We start from the raw sequence: 16,675 nt of genomic DNA on the forward strand, positions 1-16,675 counted from the left end.
CGAGGGCTCCGTTGGAGCCGGATGTCGCTGCGCAACAAGCTGACGCTCGTCATCATTGCGCTGCTGACACTCGGATTGATTGTTGCTGGCATCGGGACAACGCTGCTGCTTCGCCCGACGCTGGTCGACCAGATGGACTCACAGCTGCGCTCTGCCGCAGCCGAACCTGAGACCGTCATTGGTGGCAGCGCGACAACGAACCGATTCGGCTTCGAAAATGTTCGTTCGGCACCACGCCCCTACTATGTGGCGCTCTTGACCGACACGGGCACGGTGCTCGTCGACAACTGGGGCGATGAACCTCGCGCACTCGCACCGGATGTGAGCGAGCTCGCGGTACTCGCTCAGGATCCGGCCGACACCGGCGAAGAGATCATCACGCTGCACGACGCTGTTGGTGGCTCGTGGCGTGGTATCCCCGTGCCTGTCGAGTCGACTTCCGGGCAGCAATTGAGCGGGCAGCTCGTCATGGCGCTGCCGATGTCGAACGTCAACGCGACGATGGCGTCCTTCCTCGCCATTTTCTTGGGCTTCGGTATTTCGGTCGTTATTTTTGGAGCTGCGCTCACGCGTTTGCTCGTGAGCGCCACCCTGCAGCCGCTGCGCCGCGTCGAATCGACGGCGATGTCCTTCGCCGCGGGTGACTTTGACGCGCGTCTTCCTGGCGCCGCCCCGAACACCGAGGTGGGGCGTCTCTCGCGTGCCCTCAACGCAATGCTCGGCCGCATCGACACCGCGCTGGAGGAGCGCGACCGGACGATTGAGCGGATGCGCCGCTTCATTGGCGACGCGAGCCACGAGCTGCGCACTCCCCTCGTGACGGTGCGCGGCTACGGCGAACTCTACCGCATGGGCGCGCTGGACGAAGAAGAGAAGGTCGCGCTCGCCATGGATCGCATCGAGTCCGAGGCAAAGCGCATGACGGCGCTCGTCGAGGGTCTTCTCCAACTGGCGCGCCTCGACGAGTCGACCGCGGCCGAGCGCGAACTCCTCGATCTGGAATCCCTCGTTGAAGACGCAGCCATGGATGCGCACGCGAGCGCCCCCGACCGTCCCGTCCAGGTGCTCCCCGTGCGCGTCATTTTCGGTGACGAGTTCGCCCAGGCTCCGCAGCAGCCGAAAAAGGGCACCGGCTCACACCTCGCAACGCTGGATGCGTCGCCGGATGCGCCGACGACCGTCCTCGTTGGCGGCAAGCGCCTCGAGATCCCCGAAGAGCTGCTCATCGATCAGGCCGAGCGGGACCGCCGCGGTGCTGCCGTCTCCGACATCCTCGCGACGCAGTCCTTCGCGATCATCAGCCCGGAGGAAGCCGAACGCGACCGCCGCGAGAAGGATGAGAAAGCGAAGTCCTTCCGCTCGAAGTCGGCGGATCATGCTGTGTCGAATGCACGCCGCTTCCGCTGGCGTTCGAAGAAGGTGGCGGATGCCGCCTCGGCGCCGGCAGCACCCGTAGAAGCCTCGAAGTCGGCGTCCCGGAACACGATGGATGGACGCGGCACCGGCTCCGCTGGCGCGACCGCCGTCGCACCTCGCAGCCGGAAGCTCCTGCGCTCCCGCCGCGCGCAGAGCGCCCCGACGCCCGCCCCCGCACCGAATGTCGCTCCGTCGACCCCCGGTGATGCACCGATCCCGCAGGAGCTCGTCGAAATTCCGGCGATGATTCACGGCGAGCAGAACAAGGTTCGCCAGTGCATCCAGAACATCGTCGGCAACGCCATGCGCTACTCCCCCGATGGCAGCCCGCTCGAGCTCGGCGTCGTCATCGACCCGGCCCGCCGCGAGGCAAGCGTCGAGATCATTGACCACGGTGAGGGTGTGCCGGAGCAAATCCGCGAGAAGATCTTTGAACGGTTCTGGCGGGCCGACACCTCGCGTGCTCGTGAAACTGGCGGCTCGGGCCTTGGCCTCGCGATCGTGGTCGCAATTATGAAATCGCACGGCGGCAAGGTCGACGTGGTCGATACGCCCGGTGGCGGCGCGACCTTCCGTCTGATCTTCCCTTTGCTCCTCGCCGAGGATGTGGAAAACGAACTTTCTACAGTTCTGCAGCGGAAATCTGCGGGAAACACGGCAGACGCCTAGCGTCCTTCTCGGTTGCACCAAGCCCGGCACCCGGCCAGGCGGCACCGAGGAAAGGAAGCATCATGGCTGTGTTCAGCGTCGACTCGGATGAGATGGATCTCACCGTCACGAACACTCAGACCTCTATCGAAACCGTCCGCGCGGAAGTGCAGACGCTCCTCACTCGACTCGAAGGCCTCCAGACCACGTGGCAGGGTGGCGCCTCCTCGGCGTTCCAGACGGTCGTCGAAGACTGGCGCGCCACCCAGCTCACAGTGGAGCAGTCGCTCGAGAACATCAACGCGGCGCTCGGTACCGCGTCGGCAAGCTACGGCAGCGTCGAACAGGACGTCCACGCAATGTTCGCCGCCTAGGTGCCGCGCCCATCTGCTGCGTACACACGCACGCCAAGGCCCTGTCCCCGTCTTCGTGCGTTGCACTCCCAGCACAACGGCGGCGGGCGGCCCCTCGAAGTGAGGAACCGCCCGCCGCTCAGTGTGGAAGGTGCTTAGAAGCCCATGTCCGGTGCGCCCGACATGTCGGGGCCAGCAGCAGCCGCCGGCTCCGGCTTGTCGGCGACGACAGCCTCGGTGGTGAGGAAGAGGCCAGCAATCGATGCCGCGTTCTGCAGCGCCGAGCGGGTGACCTTCACCGGGTCGAGGATGCCCGCGCCGATCATGTCGACGTACTCGCCCGTGGCAGCGTTGAGACCGTTGCCGACCTCGAGGTCCTTCACACGGTCGGCGACAACGCCCGGCTCGAGGCCAGCGTTCAGGGCGATCTGCTTGAGCGGAGCCTCAACCGCAACCTTGACGATGTTGGCACCGGTTGCCTCGTCGCCCGAGAGCTCGAGCGCGTCGAGAACCTTCGCCGAAGCCTGGATGAGGGCGACACCACCACCGGCGACGATGCCCTCTTCAACAGCAGCCTTCGCGTTGCGGACGGCGTCCTCAATGCGGTGCTTGCGCTCCTTGAGCTCGACCTCGGTTGCAGCACCAGCCTTGATGACGGCGACGCCACCGGCGAGCTTGGCGAGGCGCTCCTGGAGCTTCTCGCGGTCGTAGTCCGAGTCGGTGTTCGCGATCTCCGAGCGGATCTGGGCAACGCGGCCAGCGATGGCCTCGGGGTCGCCAGCGCCCTCGACGATGGTGGTCTCGTCCTTGGTGATGACAACCTTGCGTGCGCGACCGAGCATCTCGAGGGTCGTGTTCTCGAGCTTGAGGCCGACCTCCTCCGAGATGACCTGGCCACCGGTGAGGATGGCGATGTCCTGGAGCATGGCCTTGCGGCGGTCGCCGAAGCCCGGAGCCTTCACGGCAACCGACTTGAAGATGCCGCGGATCTTGTTCACGACGAGGGTTGCGAGTGCTTCGCCGTCGACGTCCTCAGCAATGATGAGGAGCTGCTTGCCGGCCTGGATGACCTTGTCGACAACAGGGAGGAGGTCCTTGATGTTCGAGACCTTCGAGTTGACGATGAGGATGTAGGCGTCCTCGAAGACGGCTTCCTGGCGCTCCGGGTCGGTGACGAAGTACTGCGAGAGGTAGCCCTTGTCGAAGCGCATACCCTCCGTGAGCTCGAGCGTCGTGCCGAAGGTGTTCGACTCTTCGACGGTGACGACGCCTTCCTTGCCAACCTTGTCGATGGCCTCGGCGATGATCTCACCGATCTGCGGGTCAGCAGCCGAGATCGAAGCGGTCGCAGCGATCTGCTCCTTGGTCTCGACGTCCTTGGCTGACGCGAGGAGTTCCTGCGTGACAGCCTCAACGGCCTTGTCGATACCGCGCTTGAGCGAGACGGGGTCTGCACCAGCGGCGACGTTGCGGAGGCCCTCACGGACGAGTGCCTGGGCGAGCACGGTTGCGGTGGTCGTACCGTCACCGGCGACGTCGTCGGTCTTCTTGGCGACCTCCTTGACGAGCTCAGCACCGATCTTCTCGAACGGCTCCTCGAGCTCGATCTCCTTGGCGATCGACACACCGTCGTTCGTGATCGTGGGGGCGCCCCACTTCTTCTCGAGGACAACGTTGCGACCGCGCGGGCCGAGCGTGACCTTGACCGCGTCGGCGAGCGTGTTGAGACCGCGCTCAAGACCGCGACGGGCCTCTTCATCGAAAGCGATGATCTTTGCCATGTGGTTCGTCCTTTCCCGGACGTCTACGAGCGTTCTGAGTTGGCACTCGAGGCGACCGAGTGCGAATCCAATATTGGCACTCTGCCCCAGTGAGTGCAAACCTCATCGGCCCCGATTCGCAGGCAGCGAACCGGGGCCGATGAGCGCGTGAAGATCTAGCCTTGCGCGAGGTCGTAGCCGATGACGACAACGATTTGTCCTTCGCCAGCAATCTCGGAACTCATGACGGCTTCGCCGCCTCCGATGTCGCTGATGATCTGCTCTGCGGCAGCCTTTGTGTCGTCGCTCGGGTAGTACACCGTGGTGGTGTCGTAGCTCGAGGAATCGGCGCCGTCCGTGACGTCAACGGACCAGCCCTTTTCTTCAAGCGTGGCGGTGAAGTTCGCGGCGACCTGACCGATGTCGGTGCCGTTGAGCACCGTGAGCGACAGGTTCGGGTCGACCGCCGATGTCGGGGTCGGCGTGCTCGTGGGCGTTGCGCCGGTGGTTTCCGTCGCGGCCGGCTGTTCGCCGCCCGCTCGGCCCGAGACGATGTTGTCGATGATGTTCATCGCGACCAGGCCGATGATCACGAGCACAGCGACGGCGGCGAGGCCCCACAGGAACGATGCCAGTTTGGCGCCGCGGCTGCGCGGTGCACGGTGGGCGCCTCGACGATCCAGATCAACGGGAAGATCGTCGAATCGGTCCTTGGGGTAGTTGCTCATGCCTTACCGGATCTTTTCTTGTGTGGCTCGCGAAAGGGACTGTCGAATCTCACGGCGGGCGAGACGTTCGCTCGCTCGAGTGTGCTGGAGCCGACGCAAACGCGCAACCAGCGTGGGATCAAACGCAAGCGCTTCCGGCTTCTCAATGAGCGTACCGAGGATTTGGTAGTACCGCGTCGTGGAGATGCGAAGATCTCGACGGATGCGCTCGTTCTTTCGTGCGCTGTGGCGTGGGAACTGATTCTCGAGGCGGAGGACAACCTGTTCCAAGTCGCTGAGATTCGACGCTGCGTCCGCTTGATCGGGGTGTGCTTCCCTGCTCGGAGTATCAGACGTCTCGTAGTGCGGATCGTGGACTGCATGCGGAAGGGCATATCCCATAGGGCGATCCTCCTCCGCTTCGCGTCACGGTCACGAACGCATGATCGGGCCAGTCTATGACGATCTCTGAGCGCAGTTTCGGAGGGCGCGCATACACTCGGGAAATCCCACACTCCCTCCCCCGAGCGAAGGATTCCCCCCGATGAGTTACGAATTTTCTCTCACCGACGAGCAGTGGCGCGCGCGCCTGGGTCCGGAAGCGTTTGAGGTGCTTCGGCGTGCTGGCACGGAGCGATCTGGAACCGGCGAGTTGCTCGGCGAACACCGGGATGGTTTGTACCGCTGTGGTGCGTGTGATGCGGAGCTGTTTCGTTCGGGGACGAAGTTTGAGTCAGGCTGCGGGTGGCCGTCGTTCTACGACACGATTCGCCCGGAAGCGGTGGAGTTGCGTGAGGACCGTTCGCTCGGGATGCTCCGCACCGAGGTGCGTTGTGCACGGTGCGGTTCCCACCTTGGGCATGTGTTTCCGGACGGGTTCGGTACGCCGACCGGAGACCGTTACTGCATGAACTCGCTCGCGCTGAGCTTTGAGGCGGACGAGACGGACGACGACGAGCGCTGACGTCGGGGCTTCGCTACGACTCGCGGAGGACGTCCACTTGTTGGAGCGACAGCACGGCGGCGTCGTCACTTGAGATGGTGAGCGAGGCGATCGTGCTGTTTCGGGCTTCGGTGGGGAGGACGAAGCGCAGGGTGTTGCTCGGGTAGGTCGAGGCGAAGAGCGCGGGGCTCCGTACACGTCACCGTCAGTGACCCCATGACGTCCAAGACGGGGATGTCGGCAGCGAGTGGTGCTGCCCAGGGTACGTCTAGTGAGTCAGGGACGGGGTACGAGGCACCGTAGTTGGCGATGCTCGCGATGGGCGTAGCCCCTGCGGCACACGGTTCGACCAGCTCAGGCACCAGGCTGCCGGAACGTGAGTAGCCCATGAAGCCGATGCAGGAGCTGTCAAGCTGGCCGTAGAAGTTGAGTTCGAGCCGGTTGGGCGCGCCCACGTTGGCCGCACCGAGCTCGGTGTTCATAAGGTCCTACTCGGCGAGGAAACCTTGCGTCTGGTCGTAGGTTTCGGTGAAGGCGTTGAGGTAGAGCGGTGAGAGTTCCGGGATGAGCACCGTGAAGCCGCGGGCGGCGAGCGCTTCGCCGAGGTACTCGATGCCCCGGTCGTAGCGGAGATCTGTGGTGCCGGCCGGGCAGGGATAGGCAAGCACGAGTTCGCCGTCTACCTGCACACATGCGGGATACCGCAGGTGGGCAAGGATGAGTGAGCTGCGTCGGGCCCGTGATGGAGCTCGGAGTGACGATGCTCCCCCGCACCGGGGTGCGGAAGGGATCACCGGACTGGCCGTCTGTGCGAGGACCGCGACACGGCCACGTCCCGCCCCAGCCACACCAGCAACTACAACGGCAGCCACAGCCACACAATGCACCGAAGCTAGGCCGCAGCCGCGAGGCGCTCGGCTTCGTGCGCGCGGCGTTCCTCGTAGCTCCACCGGTGACGACTGGAAACGTGCCAGGCATTGCATGAGCGGCAGAAGTAGCTTCGGTACTCATTGCGTCGTTCGTTGCCAAGCTTGCTACGAAGGGCCGAATTCGCCACGACAAGTTCAGCGTCAAGCCGCGTGGCGAAACGGCGCTTCCCAGGGCAGAAGGGAGTTGGCTGCGCAGCAAGCTCTTCAACTTCGCTTGGTACACGCTCGGCAATTGAAACGAGCAACGGATGCAGTTCCGCGCGTGCGTGCCGTTCGGCCGCAACGATGTGGTGGCGGAAGCGGCGAAGCCCCGAGGCATCAGGACCGGATTCGCGGAGCGTGCGCAGCAGCAGTTCAAGGAGTTGCTCGCGTTCGTAAGCGGCCATCGCCGCATCGACATCGGCAGCTTCGTTGAGCTCGCGCTCGGCTTCACGATGAAGTGAGCGCAGCATGAGTTCGACCTTGGGTTTCCAGGGGTTCTGCGGGAGTTCTCGGATCATGTCCTGAGGCTATGAGGGACCACCGACATTCGATTTCTCGGTCTTCACGCGGCCCCTCCGATCCGGCCCGTCACTCAATGTTGATCCACTCGTAGGCGATCTCCTCCGCCGCGAGCATCTTGAGGAATGCATCCGTCTCAACAAACACCGTCCCCTATTGTCACCCGGGTGAAACGTCAAGACCGCTCGGTGAGTATCACTTCATCGAAGCAGAGCTTCACCTCCCGTGGGTCCGGATCAAGCATCTCGAACGATGAAACGATGCCGGGCTCGAGCCCGAGGGCAGGTTGGAGACGTTCCGGCGACCCAAACGACAGTCGCGATTCACCGAACTGCTCGGCCAGCGAATCAAGGTCGAGTTCCTTCGCGCCGTCCATGATGACGAGGTACGAACGGTTCTTCTTGCGATTGACGAGAAACAAACTCTTCGTCCGAACGCCCTCGTATCCCTCGATGAACTCGTCCGCGAGCGCCGTTGTCTCGACAGCGGGGTATTCGACGATCGAATACTGCACACCATGGCGCTGCAAGACGTCCAGAACGTGTGCCCGTTCCGTGCCTTCTCCGCCTCTTCCTGGCTCATCCCCGCTCAGGTCGCAGTTTCGACCCTAGGTCGCGCGACCTGAGGTCGAAACTGCGACCTGAGCGGTAAAGGGGTGGGGCCGACTGCGGGACTCGAACCCGCGACCTTCGCTTTACAAGAGCACTGCTCTACCAACTGAGCTAAGCCGGCCTACGCCCGAGGGACCTCGAGCGGCTCATCAGTCTAGTCATGACACGGAACTCGCGCGCGACACAACCCACACACCCACAACAACCCTCCACTTGCAACAGTGAGTTAGGTAAGCCTAACCTTACACTCATGTCCGATTATGCCGCGCTCGATGCCCAGAAGCTGACCTTGTCGTACGGCGATCGCGTCACCGTTGTGAACGCGAGCCTTCGCCTCCGCCACGGCAGCGTGACGGCACTTGTCGGCCCAAATGGCTCTGGCAAATCAACGCTGCTCCGAGCCCTCGCACGACTCCATCACGTCGAGAGCGGTGCCATCACGCTCGACGGCGCACCCCTCGAAACCTTCAGCGCACGAACACTCGCCCAGCGCCTCACACTCCTGGCCCAGCATCGCCCGACCCCTGCCGGAGTCACGGTTCGCGAAGCCGTCCACTATGGACGCCATCCACACCGCTATGGGCTCTTTGGCCGCGACGCCGAAGGCGCGGAACACGTCAGGCAGGCACTGCTCATGACAGGACTCGATGACCTCGCCGATGAGTACGTCGATGAGCTTTCCGGAGGCCAGATCCAGCGCGTGTGGCTTGCGAGCTGTCTTGCTCAACAGGCCACGACGCTGCTGCTCGATGAGCCGACAAACCACCTGGATCTCCGCCATCAGGTCGAGCTGCTGCGTCTCATACGACGTCTCGCTGACGATCACGACGTCGCAGTCGGAGTGGTACTGCATGACCTCAACCAGGCGGCCGCCGTCGCTGATCGCCTCGTGCTCCTTCACGAAGGACGCATCGCAGCACAGGGAGCCCCGCACGAGGTCCTGACCCAAACGATACTCAGCCAGTGCTATGAGATCCCGGTCGCAGTGACACGCAATGGCCCTCGCATCAGCATCGATGCACTGCGCTCACTTGACGCACCTCTGCCAGACGTGGCATCCGCACACGCGCAGCAGACTCGCCCACGGGCCACGCCTCCAACCTCCCCCATGTCCCCCACCGCGAAAGCCACCACCATGACAGAAAGCGACATGACGGTATGAACATTCAACGAGGGCTTGGCATGACAGCCCTATGCGGGGCGATCCTCGCCGCGCTCACCGGTTGCGGCACCACCGATGCAGCGACACCAGACCAAGCCGCCCCCGCAGGAGCCGCCATCACCGTCACTGACGGGAACGGCAAGAGCGTCACGATTGACGGCCCGGCAGAGCGTGTCGTCACGCTCGAGTGGGGTGCCACCGAGAACGTGTTGCATCTCGGCGTTGAACCGGTCGGCATCGCCGACATCGACGGTTTCAGTAAGTGGGACACCGCCGTGAAGGTCAGCGGAGATCCTGTCGATGTCGGACTTCGCACCGAGCCGAACATTGAAGCGATTGCGCAGGCGAATCCCGACCTCATTCTCGGCGACGTGGGCTCCATTCCCGAGGACGCCATCGAGCAGGTCGAGCAAATCGCCCCGGTCGTGCTCCTCAAGGATGCTGACCCCAATGCTCCCCTCGACATGATGCGCAACAACTTCACCACCGTTGCGAACTTGCTCGGCAAGAGCGATGTGGCCGAAGCCAAGCTCACCGAGTTGGATGCTGCACTCGCCGACGCTCGCGAACAGATCGCGAAGATCGAGAACAAGAAGTACGTCTTCGCGTACTTCAACGTCACCGGCAACAACGTCGGCATCCGCATGCACTCCGACCGCGCCCAGACCGCCGCTCTCGCTCAAGAACTCGGCCTCGAAAACGCGTGGGATGGCCCCGATGAAAGTGATTGGGGAACCGGGTCCCTGGACCTTGAAGGATTCAGCAACCTTCCCGACGACATCACGATTTTGAGTTGGACAAGCGGAGGCGAGGGCAGTGCCCAAAGCACGCTCAAGGACAACCCGCTCTGGTCCCAGCACCCTGCCGTTGCTGCTGGCAGGGTTCACGATGTCGCCAACGGCGTCTGGATTTACGGCGGGCCTGCCTCGATGGCGCAGTGGGCGAACGAACTCGCCGCCGTCATGACCTCGGCATGACCCTCACACTCCCTTCCCCGAGGCCAGTCACCGCTCGTGAGCACGCTGCGCCCACTGCACAGCACGCGCTCGTGCTGCTCGGCGCGCTCACCCTCGTGGCTGGCCTCGGCGCTATCCATCTCACCCAGGGCAACGCCGCGCATCTCACCTTCGACGTGCTCGTCGCGTCCCGCATTCCGCGACTTCTCGCTGCGATCCTTGTCGGGCTTGCTCTCGGCGCTGCCGGCACCACGATGCAGGCCCTCGCGAGAAACCCACTCGCTTCGCCGGATACGCTCGCAGTCAACGCAGGTGCAAAGCTCGGCCTCACGGTGACGGCGGCCTGCGGCCTCCACCTCGGCCTGTGGTTCGACACAGCGACAGCGTTCTTCGGCGGACTCGCAGCCGCCGGACTTGTCCTTATGTTGGCAGGACGCACAGGCTCTCCGGTGCGACTCGTGCTCGCGGGGTCAGCCCTCACGCTCGGGTTGATGGCGATCGCGTCTGCCCTCATTCTCGTGGCGTCCGAAGAAACGCAGGGACTGTTTGCGTGGGGTGCGGGAACGCTCTCCCAGCCTGGCTTGGATGCCGTCATACAGCTCGCACCGCTCATCCTGCTCACATTGACCGGGCTCATCGTTCGTGGAGACCTCCTTGATCTCCTTCAGCTCGGCGACGACACCGCGCGGGCGCTCGGCGTCCACATCGGCCGCACCCGCATTGCGTTCACCATTGCGGCAGTCATGTTGGCTGCCTGTGCCGTCACAATCGCGGGGCCCGTCGGATTCTTGGGATTGTGCTCGCCGCCAATCGCTCGCTGGATTGCCCGCAGACTCCGGTACCCCAATCGGATGCCGTGGCAGCTCAGCCTTGCAGCACTCACCGGCGCGTTGCTCTTGCTCGGCGCGGACGTCCTCCTTCGAGCCGTGCTTGGAGCCCAAGCTGCGGTCGAAGTTCCGAGCGGTGTGGTGACCACACTCATGGGCGGTCTCGCCCTGCTCATCTTGGGGAGATCAATGCGATCCGGGACCGTCGGTGACTCGCCAGCCGCGATCGCTGGTCGAGGCTGGCCAAGTCGGCATCCCGTCGTCACGATTGTCGCGGCCCTCGTCGCACTCCTCGTAACCGCCACGCTGGCGCTCCTTCCCGGAGAACTCCCCCTTTTGCTCGGCGATGTCGCGAACTGGCTGCAAGCCCAGGCTTCATCCCGGATCACCTGGATGCTCGACGCACGCTTCGCGCGAGTCGTCGTCTCGCTCGCTGCAGGGGCTGCCTTAGCTCTTGCGGGGGCACTCGTCCAGGCCGTCACTCGAAACCCGCTCGCTGACCCCGGATTGCTGGGTGTGTCCGGCGGTGCGGGGGTCGGTGCCCTCATGGTGATCACGAGCACTGGCACGGGGTCACTCATCCTGTCATTTGGCGCCTTGACCGGCGCGACGGTGAGTGCAGCCCTACTGTTCCTGCTTGCTGCTCGCAGTGGATGGGATCCCACCCGCCTCGTCCTTGCAGGGCTTGGCCTCAACGCTGCCAGCGGTGCGCTCACCACGTTCCTCATCGTGTCAACCGATCCGTGGAACAAGACGCGGGCAGTGACGTGGCTCGGTGGATCGAGCTACGGCGCACAGCTTGACCGCGCTGTCCCCGTGCTCGTGGCACTCGGGGCGGCAACCTTCATAGCAGTGGTGCTGCATCGACGTCTGGACCTCATCCAATTGGATGCCGTCACACCTGCGGTCGTCGGAGCGAAACCGAAACATACCCGGGCCGTCGTCCTCGTCGTAGCGGTCGTCCTCACGGCTGCCGCAACCTCGGCCATCGGAGTCATCAGCTTCGTTGGACTTGCCGCACCCCACGCGTCCCGCATGCTGCTCGGTGGGCGGCACCGCGTCCACCTTCCGCTCACAGCTATCCTCGGAGCGCTCCTGGTCGTGTTCGCCGATGCCGTTGCGCGTACCGTGCTCTCCCCGATCCAGTTGCCTGTTGGCATTGTGTGTGCCCTCGTCGGCCTCCCGTTCTTCGCCTGGCTCCTTCATCGAATGCGAGTTTCCTCATGACGAGTTATTCCCTGTTCCTGGCTGAGTTCACCGAACGGCGCATCCTGAGTCCGAGCTTTGTTCGCCTCACGTTCCGGGCCCCAGGCCTCGAACACATCGGGCGTACCATGCTTGACCAGCGCATGAAGCTTGTCCTCGGGAGCGAAGAACATCTCGAGCACCTCAAACGCGCTGACGATCGCTGGTATGCCGCATGGAGCGACCTCGGGGACGACCGCCCCATCGTGCGCACGTATACCTTTTCCGCCCTCGCGGAGGATGAGCGGGGCCCCTTTGCCTGCATCGATGTTGCAATCCATGCAGACGTTTCGGGGCCAGGGTCAGATTTCGCCCGATACGGCACGCCCGGCACGAAAGTGGGGCTCCTAGCTGCCGATGCCCGCCGCGAGGGCCACGAAACCTTAGGAGTGGCGTGGACGCCGGGCACAGCAGACGATTTCCTCATCATCGCTGATGAAACGGCACTCCCTGCCGTCGCCAACATCGTTCCGACGCTGCCCGCCACAGCATGCGGGCGGCTCGTGATTGAAGTGGCCGAGGCCGGCGACGTGCGCTTGCTCGACATCCCACAGCGCATGACCGTTGAGTGGCGCGTGCGCGCAGACGGGCACAGTGCTCTTGACGATCTTCCGAGGACGACGCTTCTCCCCTGTCGTGCCGAGGAAACAGCCGATGACTGCACTGCGAAACTTTGGGATGAAGGCCTCGGCCGCGAACGCTACGCCTGGGTTGCTGGCGAATGTGGGTGGGTTCGAAGCATCCGCCGTGCCCTCCGCGCAAGCTACTCACGCGAAGAAACGAGCGTGATGGGCTACTGGCGGCGCGGAGGTTGCCTCTAGCGGCGCGCGGCAGCCTCTGCGCGCAGCTTCGCGACCTCGTACATGGTGATCGAGGCCGCAATGCCAGCGTTGAGCGATTCGGTCGCGCCATCGATCGGGATCGACACGACGGCGTCACAGTGTTCGGTCACGAGGCGCGACAGGCCCTTCCCTTCCGAGCCGACCACAACGAGCAGCGGCGAGGTCGCGAGTTCAAAACCAGGAAGTGTCGTGTCTCCGTCGCCGTCGAGACCGATCACGAACACACCCGCCTGCTTGTAGGCCTTGATGGTCTGAGTGAGGTTCGCGGCCATCGCGACGGGGAGACGGGATGCGGCGCCGGCGGACGTCTTCCACGCGGATGCCGTGACGCCCGCAGCGCGACGCTGCGGAACGATGACACCGTGTCCACCAAATGCTGCCACCGAGCGGATGATCGCGCCGAGGTTGCGCGGATCGGTCACGCCGTCGAGCGCGACGAAGAGCGGCTGCTCGGCACGGTCGAAGCTCGCGTCGAGCAGGTCCATCGGATCCTTGTATTCGTACGGCGGGACCTTGATCGCGACGCCCTGGTGGACGGCATCCCGCCCGCACATGCGATCAAGCTCGGGACGCATGATCTCCATGATCGCGATGCCGCGCTTGGAGGCGATCTGCACGATCTCCTTCATGCGCTCATCCATTTCGGTGCGCATGGCGAGGTAGAGCGCGGTGGCGGGGATGCCTGCACGCAGCGCTTCGAGCACGGAATTGCGGCCGGTCACGAGCTCATGCTCGTCGGCGGGGCGACGACGCGGCGCGCCACCGTCACGGCCTGCCGGACGGCTGCTGTGCGACTGCAGTTTGCGCGCGCCCTTGCCGCCACCGGCCGCGGCGAGACGCTCGCGGGCAGCCTTGCGCTTACCGGCAACGTGCCACGAACGGTCCTCTGCCTTCGGCGTCGGGCCGCGGCCCTCGAGTGCCTTGCGGCCGTGACCGCCAGTGCCCTTCTGGGGGCCCTTCTTCTTCAAGCTGCTCATCGTGCGATGCTCCAATGTGTTCCCTGGGCCGAGTCTTCGACCTGAATTCCTGCGTCGGCGAGCTGGTCGCGGATGCGGTCAGCTCGAGCAAAGTCCTTTTCGGCACGCGCCTGGGCACGCTCTGCCACGAGCGCCTGCACGAGCGAGTCGAGCGCTTCGTGCTCGCCTGCCGCACCGCCAGCACTTTCGCTCTGCCACTCGGGTGCCTCCGGGTCGAGCCCGAGGACACCGAGCATGGCGCGAACTGCTGCGCGGCGACGTGCGATCTCTGCCACATCTGCCCGGTCGATTGCCTGGTTGCCGAGCGTGACTTCTTCGTGGAGCGCCGCGAGCGCCTGCGGAATGCCGAAGTCGTCGAGCATAGCCGCTTCGAAGGCATCCGGCACCTGCTTGGGCGCGTCGGATTCGGCATCCGTCACACCATCGAGGCGGGCGGAGCGCTCGAGGAAGCCTTCAATGCGTGAGAACGCGGCGTCGGCCTCAGCGATCGCATCGGTCGAGAATTCGATCGTCGAGCGGTAGTGCGCGCTGCCGAGGAAGTAGCGGATGACGATGGGTCGTGCGAGTTCAAGCAGTTCGTGGCCCGAGACGGTGTTGCCGATCGACTTCGACATCTTCTGGCCAGAGATCGAGACGAGGCCGTTGTGCATCCAGAAGGCAGCGAACTCGTGGCCTGCCGCGCGCGACTGCGCGAGTTCGTTCTCGTGGTGCGGGAAGCGAAGGTCGCGGCCGCCACCGTGAATGTCGAAGGCGGTGCCGAGGTACTTCGTCGACATCGCCGAGCATTCGATGTGCCAGCCGGGACGACCCGGGCCCCACGGCGACGACCACGAGGCATCCTCCGGCTCGGACTCCTTGCGTCCCTTCCAGAGGGCGAAGTCTTGCGGGCTGCGCTTGGCGCGGGCGGGGCCGTCGGCTGCAGCTTCCATGTCGTCCGGACGCTGGTTCGTGAGCTCCCCGTATTCGGGCCAGCTTGCGGCGTCGAAGTAGACGTCACCCGAGCCGTCTTCGGCGGCGTAGGCGTGGCCGCGCTCGATGAGGGTCTGGATGATCTGCTGCATCTCCATGATGGATGCCGTCGCGCGGGGTTCGTAGGTGGGGCGACGGATGCCAAGCGCATCGTAAGCCTGCGTAAAAAGGCCCTCCACGCGGTACGCAAGTGCCCACCAGGGCTCGGTTTCGGTGGCGTTCGCGAGCGTCTTGTCGTCAATGTCGGTGACGTTGCGGACGAGCGTCACGCGCAAGCCCTGGTATTCGAACCAGCGGCGGACCTGGTCGTAGACGAGCGCGGAGCGCAGGTGGCCGATGTGCGGCGCGGACTGCACGGTGGGACCACAGACATACAGCGACACCTCGCCGGGAACTCGAGGCTCGAAGGGGCGGAGGGCTTGCGCCTTGGTGTCATAGATCTGTTGAGTCACTTCGCCAGTCTATTGAGGACCACCGACATTGTGACACCGGCTCAGCCGAGTCTCGCGTCGCTACTGCCGGAATTGCACCGTGGCAACCGCGAACGCGAGGACGCCCTCTTCACGCCCCATGAAGCCGAGGCGGTCCGATGTCGTCGCAGAACAGCTCACGGGCGCACCCAAGACAGCACTCAGAGCGCGTTCCGCTTCAATCCTCCGCGAGGCGAAGCGCGGTCGCTGGCTGACAAACTGAGCAGAGACGCCGCAGATCACATATCCGTGAGATTCAAGGCGTTCACGCGTACGCCGGAGAAAGACTTCGCCGTGGGCCCCCTCAAGTTCTGGGTCCTCGGTCCCGAATATTTCGCCGATGTCCCCGAGCCCGGCAGCTGACAGGAGGGCATCGCACATGGCGTGCGCCACCGCGTCACCGTCAGAGTGGCCAGAAAGGCCAATCTCACCAGGCCAGTGAAGACCCGCTAACCAGAGCTCGCACGACGGGTCAAAGGCGTGTGCATCCACGCCGAACCCGACGGAGGGCAGCGGAACCCCGGGAGCAAACGACTCAACATGCTGCTCGGCACGTCGAAGATCTGCGGGGGTCGTGATCTTGAACGCATCCCCCTCGCCCGGGATGGTTGACACCTGGTAGCCGCACGCACTGACAATCGCCGCGTCGTCGGTGTATTCCTCAGCAGCCATTTCATACGCACGTCGAAGGGCAGCAGCGGGGAATCCTTGGGGCGTTTGCACCGCACGCAATGGCGTTCGCGAGACGGTCTCTGCAATTGATTCGGAGCCACTCGGGTTCGTCCGGACGCGTTTGATGGTGTCCACGACAGGTAGCGCTGGGATGACGCCTGCGTGAGTGGCTCGCACTGCTCCGGCCACACGCTCAATGAGTGCGGACGAGGCCATGCAGCGGGCCGCGTCATGGACGAGGATGACGTCGCACTGCTCACTCAGGCACCGAAGCCCTTCCCGCACAGATGCTTGGCGGCTCTCCCCGCCGAGACAGAGGTGAAGGGTCATGCGCGACGATTCGTATTCTCCGAACGCCCGCTCAGCGAGCTGTCGCGCTTCATCCTCGAAGCCCTCGGGGACGACGATCGCGAGCTCCCACTCCCCTGGGAGGCCCACGAATGACCACAACGCCCGTTCGAGCATCGGCACGCCGGCGACCGGAACGAAGGCCTTCGGCTGGCCGGCGCCAAGTCGCGTGCCGCTTCCGGCGGCGACGATCACGACGCCGGTGCGGGGGCCGGCAAGGGCTGAGTCTGCTGCGACGCTCACGCCCCCCAGGGTAACCGGCACGAGTCGTCCCCGCATCGCACGTTTCCCGCCACAATTGGTCAGTTTTCGGGCCGATGTCCACATATGCGGCTCATA

At 64.4% G+C, this 16,675-nt stretch carries 17 protein-coding genes and 1 tRNA gene; 7 read left to right on the forward strand and 11 right to left on the reverse strand.

Features of this window, described 5'->3' with window-relative positions; translation table 11 throughout:
• Positions 1 to 21: 21 nt before the first annotated feature.
• Together ZAL01S_RS08175 and ZAL01S_RS08180 are read left to right on the forward strand one after the other, a co-directional pair.
• Complete coding sequence (locus ZAL01S_RS08175; RefSeq protein WP_066082092.1) at positions 22 to 2,085, forward strand: HAMP domain-containing sensor histidine kinase; 2,064 nt, start codon at positions 22 to 24, stop codon at positions 2,083 to 2,085.
• A 62-nt stretch (positions 2,086 to 2,147) separates the two neighbouring features.
• Complete coding sequence (locus tag ZAL01S_RS08180; protein ID WP_066082094.1) at positions 2,148 to 2,438, forward strand: WXG100 family type VII secretion target; 291 nt, start codon at positions 2,148 to 2,150, stop codon at positions 2,436 to 2,438.
• A gap of 134 nt (positions 2,439 to 2,572) precedes the next feature.
• Here ZAL01S_RS08180 and groL read toward each other — a convergent pair whose 3' ends face one another.
• The 3 genes from groL to ZAL01S_RS10800 all read right to left on the reverse strand — a co-directional run bounded on the left by groL (position 2,573) and on the right by ZAL01S_RS10800 (position 5,286).
• Entirely contained in the window at positions 2,573 to 4,198 is a 1,626-nt protein-coding gene (groL, locus tag ZAL01S_RS08185; protein ID WP_066082095.1) for a chaperonin GroEL, read from the reverse strand.
• Between the two features lie 155 nt (positions 4,199 to 4,353).
• Positions 4,354 to 4,905 carry a LytR C-terminal domain-containing protein gene (locus tag ZAL01S_RS08190; RefSeq protein WP_066082097.1) on the reverse strand — a complete coding sequence of 184 codons (552 nt, stop codon included), beginning with the start codon at positions 4,903 to 4,905 and terminating at the stop codon, positions 4,354 to 4,356.
• Positions 4,906 to 4,908: 3 nt separating this feature from the next.
• Complete coding sequence (locus ZAL01S_RS10800) at positions 4,909 to 5,286, reverse strand: DUF3263 domain-containing protein (RefSeq protein ID WP_066082099.1); 378 nt, start codon at positions 5,284 to 5,286, stop codon at positions 4,909 to 4,911.
• A gap of 142 nt (positions 5,287 to 5,428) precedes the next feature.
• On the opposite strand from ZAL01S_RS10800, the gene msrB reads away from it, so the two are divergent.
• Entirely contained in the window at positions 5,429 to 5,848 is a 420-nt protein-coding gene (gene msrB, locus ZAL01S_RS08200; protein WP_066082102.1) for a peptide-methionine (R)-S-oxide reductase MsrB, read from the forward strand.
• Positions 5,849 to 5,913: 65 nt separating this feature from the next.
• On the opposite strand, the gene ZAL01S_RS08205 is transcribed toward msrB, so the two are convergent.
• From ZAL01S_RS08205 to ZAL01S_RS08225, 5 genes are all read right to left on the reverse strand, one after another.
• Positions 5,914 to 6,309, reverse strand: a complete 396-nt coding sequence (locus tag ZAL01S_RS08205) for a hypothetical protein (protein ID WP_066082104.1) — start codon at positions 6,307 to 6,309, stop codon at positions 5,914 to 5,916.
• Between the two features lie 6 nt (positions 6,310 to 6,315).
• Positions 6,316 to 6,516, reverse strand: coding sequence for a hypothetical protein (locus tag ZAL01S_RS08210; RefSeq protein ID WP_066082106.1), 201 nt, complete (start codon positions 6,514 to 6,516; stop codon positions 6,316 to 6,318).
• Between the two features lie 203 nt (positions 6,517 to 6,719).
• Positions 6,720 to 7,256 (reverse strand): hypothetical protein, encoded by a 537-nt coding sequence (locus ZAL01S_RS08215; RefSeq protein ID WP_066082108.1) that lies wholly within the window; start codon positions 7,254 to 7,256, stop codon positions 6,720 to 6,722.
• 176 nt (positions 7,257 to 7,432) lie between these two features.
• The gene (locus ZAL01S_RS08220) at positions 7,433 to 7,771 is read right to left on the reverse strand and encodes a YbaK/EbsC family protein (RefSeq protein ID WP_159421654.1); all 339 of its coding nucleotides are present in this window, start codon (positions 7,769 to 7,771) and stop codon (positions 7,433 to 7,435) included.
• 142 nt (positions 7,772 to 7,913) lie between these two features.
• Positions 7,914 to 7,989: transfer RNA gene (locus tag ZAL01S_RS08225), tRNA-Thr, on the reverse strand.
• Positions 7,990 to 8,118: 129 nt separating this feature from the next.
• Here ZAL01S_RS08225 and ZAL01S_RS09855 point away from each other — a divergent pair.
• The 4 genes from ZAL01S_RS09855 to ZAL01S_RS08245 are packed head-to-tail and all read left to right on the forward strand — an operon-like array spanning position 8,119 to position 12,879.
• Positions 8,119 to 9,030: an ABC transporter ATP-binding protein gene (locus ZAL01S_RS09855; RefSeq protein WP_083523206.1), complete on the forward strand. Its 912-nt coding sequence runs from the start codon at positions 8,119 to 8,121 to the stop codon at positions 9,028 to 9,030.
• A gap of 20 nt (positions 9,031 to 9,050) precedes the next feature.
• On the forward strand, positions 9,051 to 10,007 hold the full coding sequence (locus ZAL01S_RS08235) for an ABC transporter substrate-binding protein (protein WP_066082118.1): 957 nt from the start codon (positions 9,051 to 9,053) through the stop codon (positions 10,005 to 10,007).
• Entirely contained in the window at positions 10,004 to 12,040 is a 2,037-nt protein-coding gene (locus tag ZAL01S_RS08240) for an iron ABC transporter permease (protein ID WP_066082122.1), read from the forward strand. Before ZAL01S_RS08235 ends, ZAL01S_RS08240 begins: the two co-directional genes overlap by 4 nt.
• A complete protein-coding gene (locus tag ZAL01S_RS08245) occupies positions 12,037 to 12,879 on the forward strand; it encodes a siderophore-interacting protein (RefSeq protein WP_066082124.1) in 843 nt (280 codons plus the stop codon). The genes ZAL01S_RS08240 and ZAL01S_RS08245 overlap by 4 nt, the downstream gene beginning before the upstream one ends.
• Here the strand turns inward: ZAL01S_RS08245 and rlmB are convergent.
• The 3 genes from rlmB to ZAL01S_RS08260 are packed head-to-tail and all read right to left on the reverse strand — an operon-like array spanning position 12,876 to position 16,615.
• Positions 12,876 to 13,877, reverse strand: coding sequence for a 23S rRNA (guanosine(2251)-2'-O)-methyltransferase RlmB (gene rlmB, locus ZAL01S_RS08250; RefSeq protein WP_066082126.1), 1,002 nt, complete (start codon positions 13,875 to 13,877; stop codon positions 12,876 to 12,878). The two genes, ZAL01S_RS08245 and rlmB, sit on opposite strands and share 4 nt — an antisense overlap.
• Positions 13,874 to 15,298, reverse strand: a complete 1,425-nt coding sequence (gene cysS / locus ZAL01S_RS08255) for a cysteine--tRNA ligase (RefSeq protein ID WP_066082128.1) — start codon at positions 15,296 to 15,298, stop codon at positions 13,874 to 13,876. Before cysS ends, rlmB begins: the two co-directional genes overlap by 4 nt.
• A 60-nt stretch (positions 15,299 to 15,358) precedes the next feature.
• Positions 15,359 to 16,615 (reverse strand): bifunctional 2-C-methyl-D-erythritol 4-phosphate cytidylyltransferase/2-C-methyl-D-erythritol 2,4-cyclodiphosphate synthase, encoded by a 1,257-nt coding sequence (locus ZAL01S_RS08260; RefSeq protein ID WP_066082131.1) that lies wholly within the window; start codon positions 16,613 to 16,615, stop codon positions 15,359 to 15,361.
• Between the last annotated feature and the right edge of the window lie 60 nt (positions 16,616 to 16,675).

The sequence above is a fragment of the [Zimmermannella] alba NBRC 15616 genome (genome assembly GCF_001570905.1).
GTDB lineage: Bacteria > Actinomycetota > Actinomycetes > Actinomycetales > Microbacteriaceae > Pseudoclavibacter > Pseudoclavibacter albus.

Bases quoted from the DNA above. Each gene is read 5' to 3' on its own strand.
- ZAL01S_RS08175 (WP_066082092.1), top strand. From the start codon at position 22: ATGTCGCTGCGCAACAAGCTGACGCTCGTCATCATTGCGCTGCTGACA.
- ZAL01S_RS08180 (WP_066082094.1), top strand. From the start codon at position 2,148: ATGGCTGTGTTCAGCGTCGACTCGGATGAGATGGATCTCACCGTCACG.
- groL (WP_066082095.1), bottom strand. From the start codon at position 4,198: ATGGCAAAGATCATCGCTTTCGATGAAGAGGCCCGTCGCGGTCTTGAG.
- ZAL01S_RS08190 (WP_066082097.1), bottom strand. From the start codon at position 4,905: ATGAGCAACTACCCCAAGGACCGATTCGACGATCTTCCCGTTGATCTG.
- ZAL01S_RS10800 (WP_066082099.1), bottom strand. From the start codon at position 5,286: ATGGGATATGCCCTTCCGCATGCAGTCCACGATCCGCACTACGAGACG.
- msrB (WP_066082102.1), top strand. From the start codon at position 5,429: ATGAGTTACGAATTTTCTCTCACCGACGAGCAGTGGCGCGCGCGCCTG.
- ZAL01S_RS08205 (WP_066082104.1), bottom strand. From the start codon at position 6,309: ATGAACACCGAGCTCGGTGCGGCCAACGTGGGCGCGCCCAACCGGCTC.
- ZAL01S_RS08215 (WP_066082108.1), bottom strand. From the start codon at position 7,256: ATGATCCGAGAACTCCCGCAGAACCCCTGGAAACCCAAGGTCGAACTC.
- ZAL01S_RS09855 (WP_083523206.1), top strand. From the start codon at position 8,119: ATGTCCGATTATGCCGCGCTCGATGCCCAGAAGCTGACCTTGTCGTAC.
- ZAL01S_RS08235 (WP_066082118.1), top strand. From the start codon at position 9,051: ATGACAGCCCTATGCGGGGCGATCCTCGCCGCGCTCACCGGTTGCGGC.
- ZAL01S_RS08240 (WP_066082122.1), top strand. From the start codon at position 10,004: ATGACCCTCACACTCCCTTCCCCGAGGCCAGTCACCGCTCGTGAGCAC.
- ZAL01S_RS08245 (WP_066082124.1), top strand. From the start codon at position 12,037: ATGACGAGTTATTCCCTGTTCCTGGCTGAGTTCACCGAACGGCGCATC.
- rlmB (WP_066082126.1), bottom strand. From the start codon at position 13,877: ATGAGCAGCTTGAAGAAGAAGGGCCCCCAGAAGGGCACTGGCGGTCAC.
- ZAL01S_RS08260 (WP_066082131.1), bottom strand. From the start codon at position 16,615: ATGCGGGGACGACTCGTGCCGGTTACCCTGGGGGGCGTGAGCGTCGCA.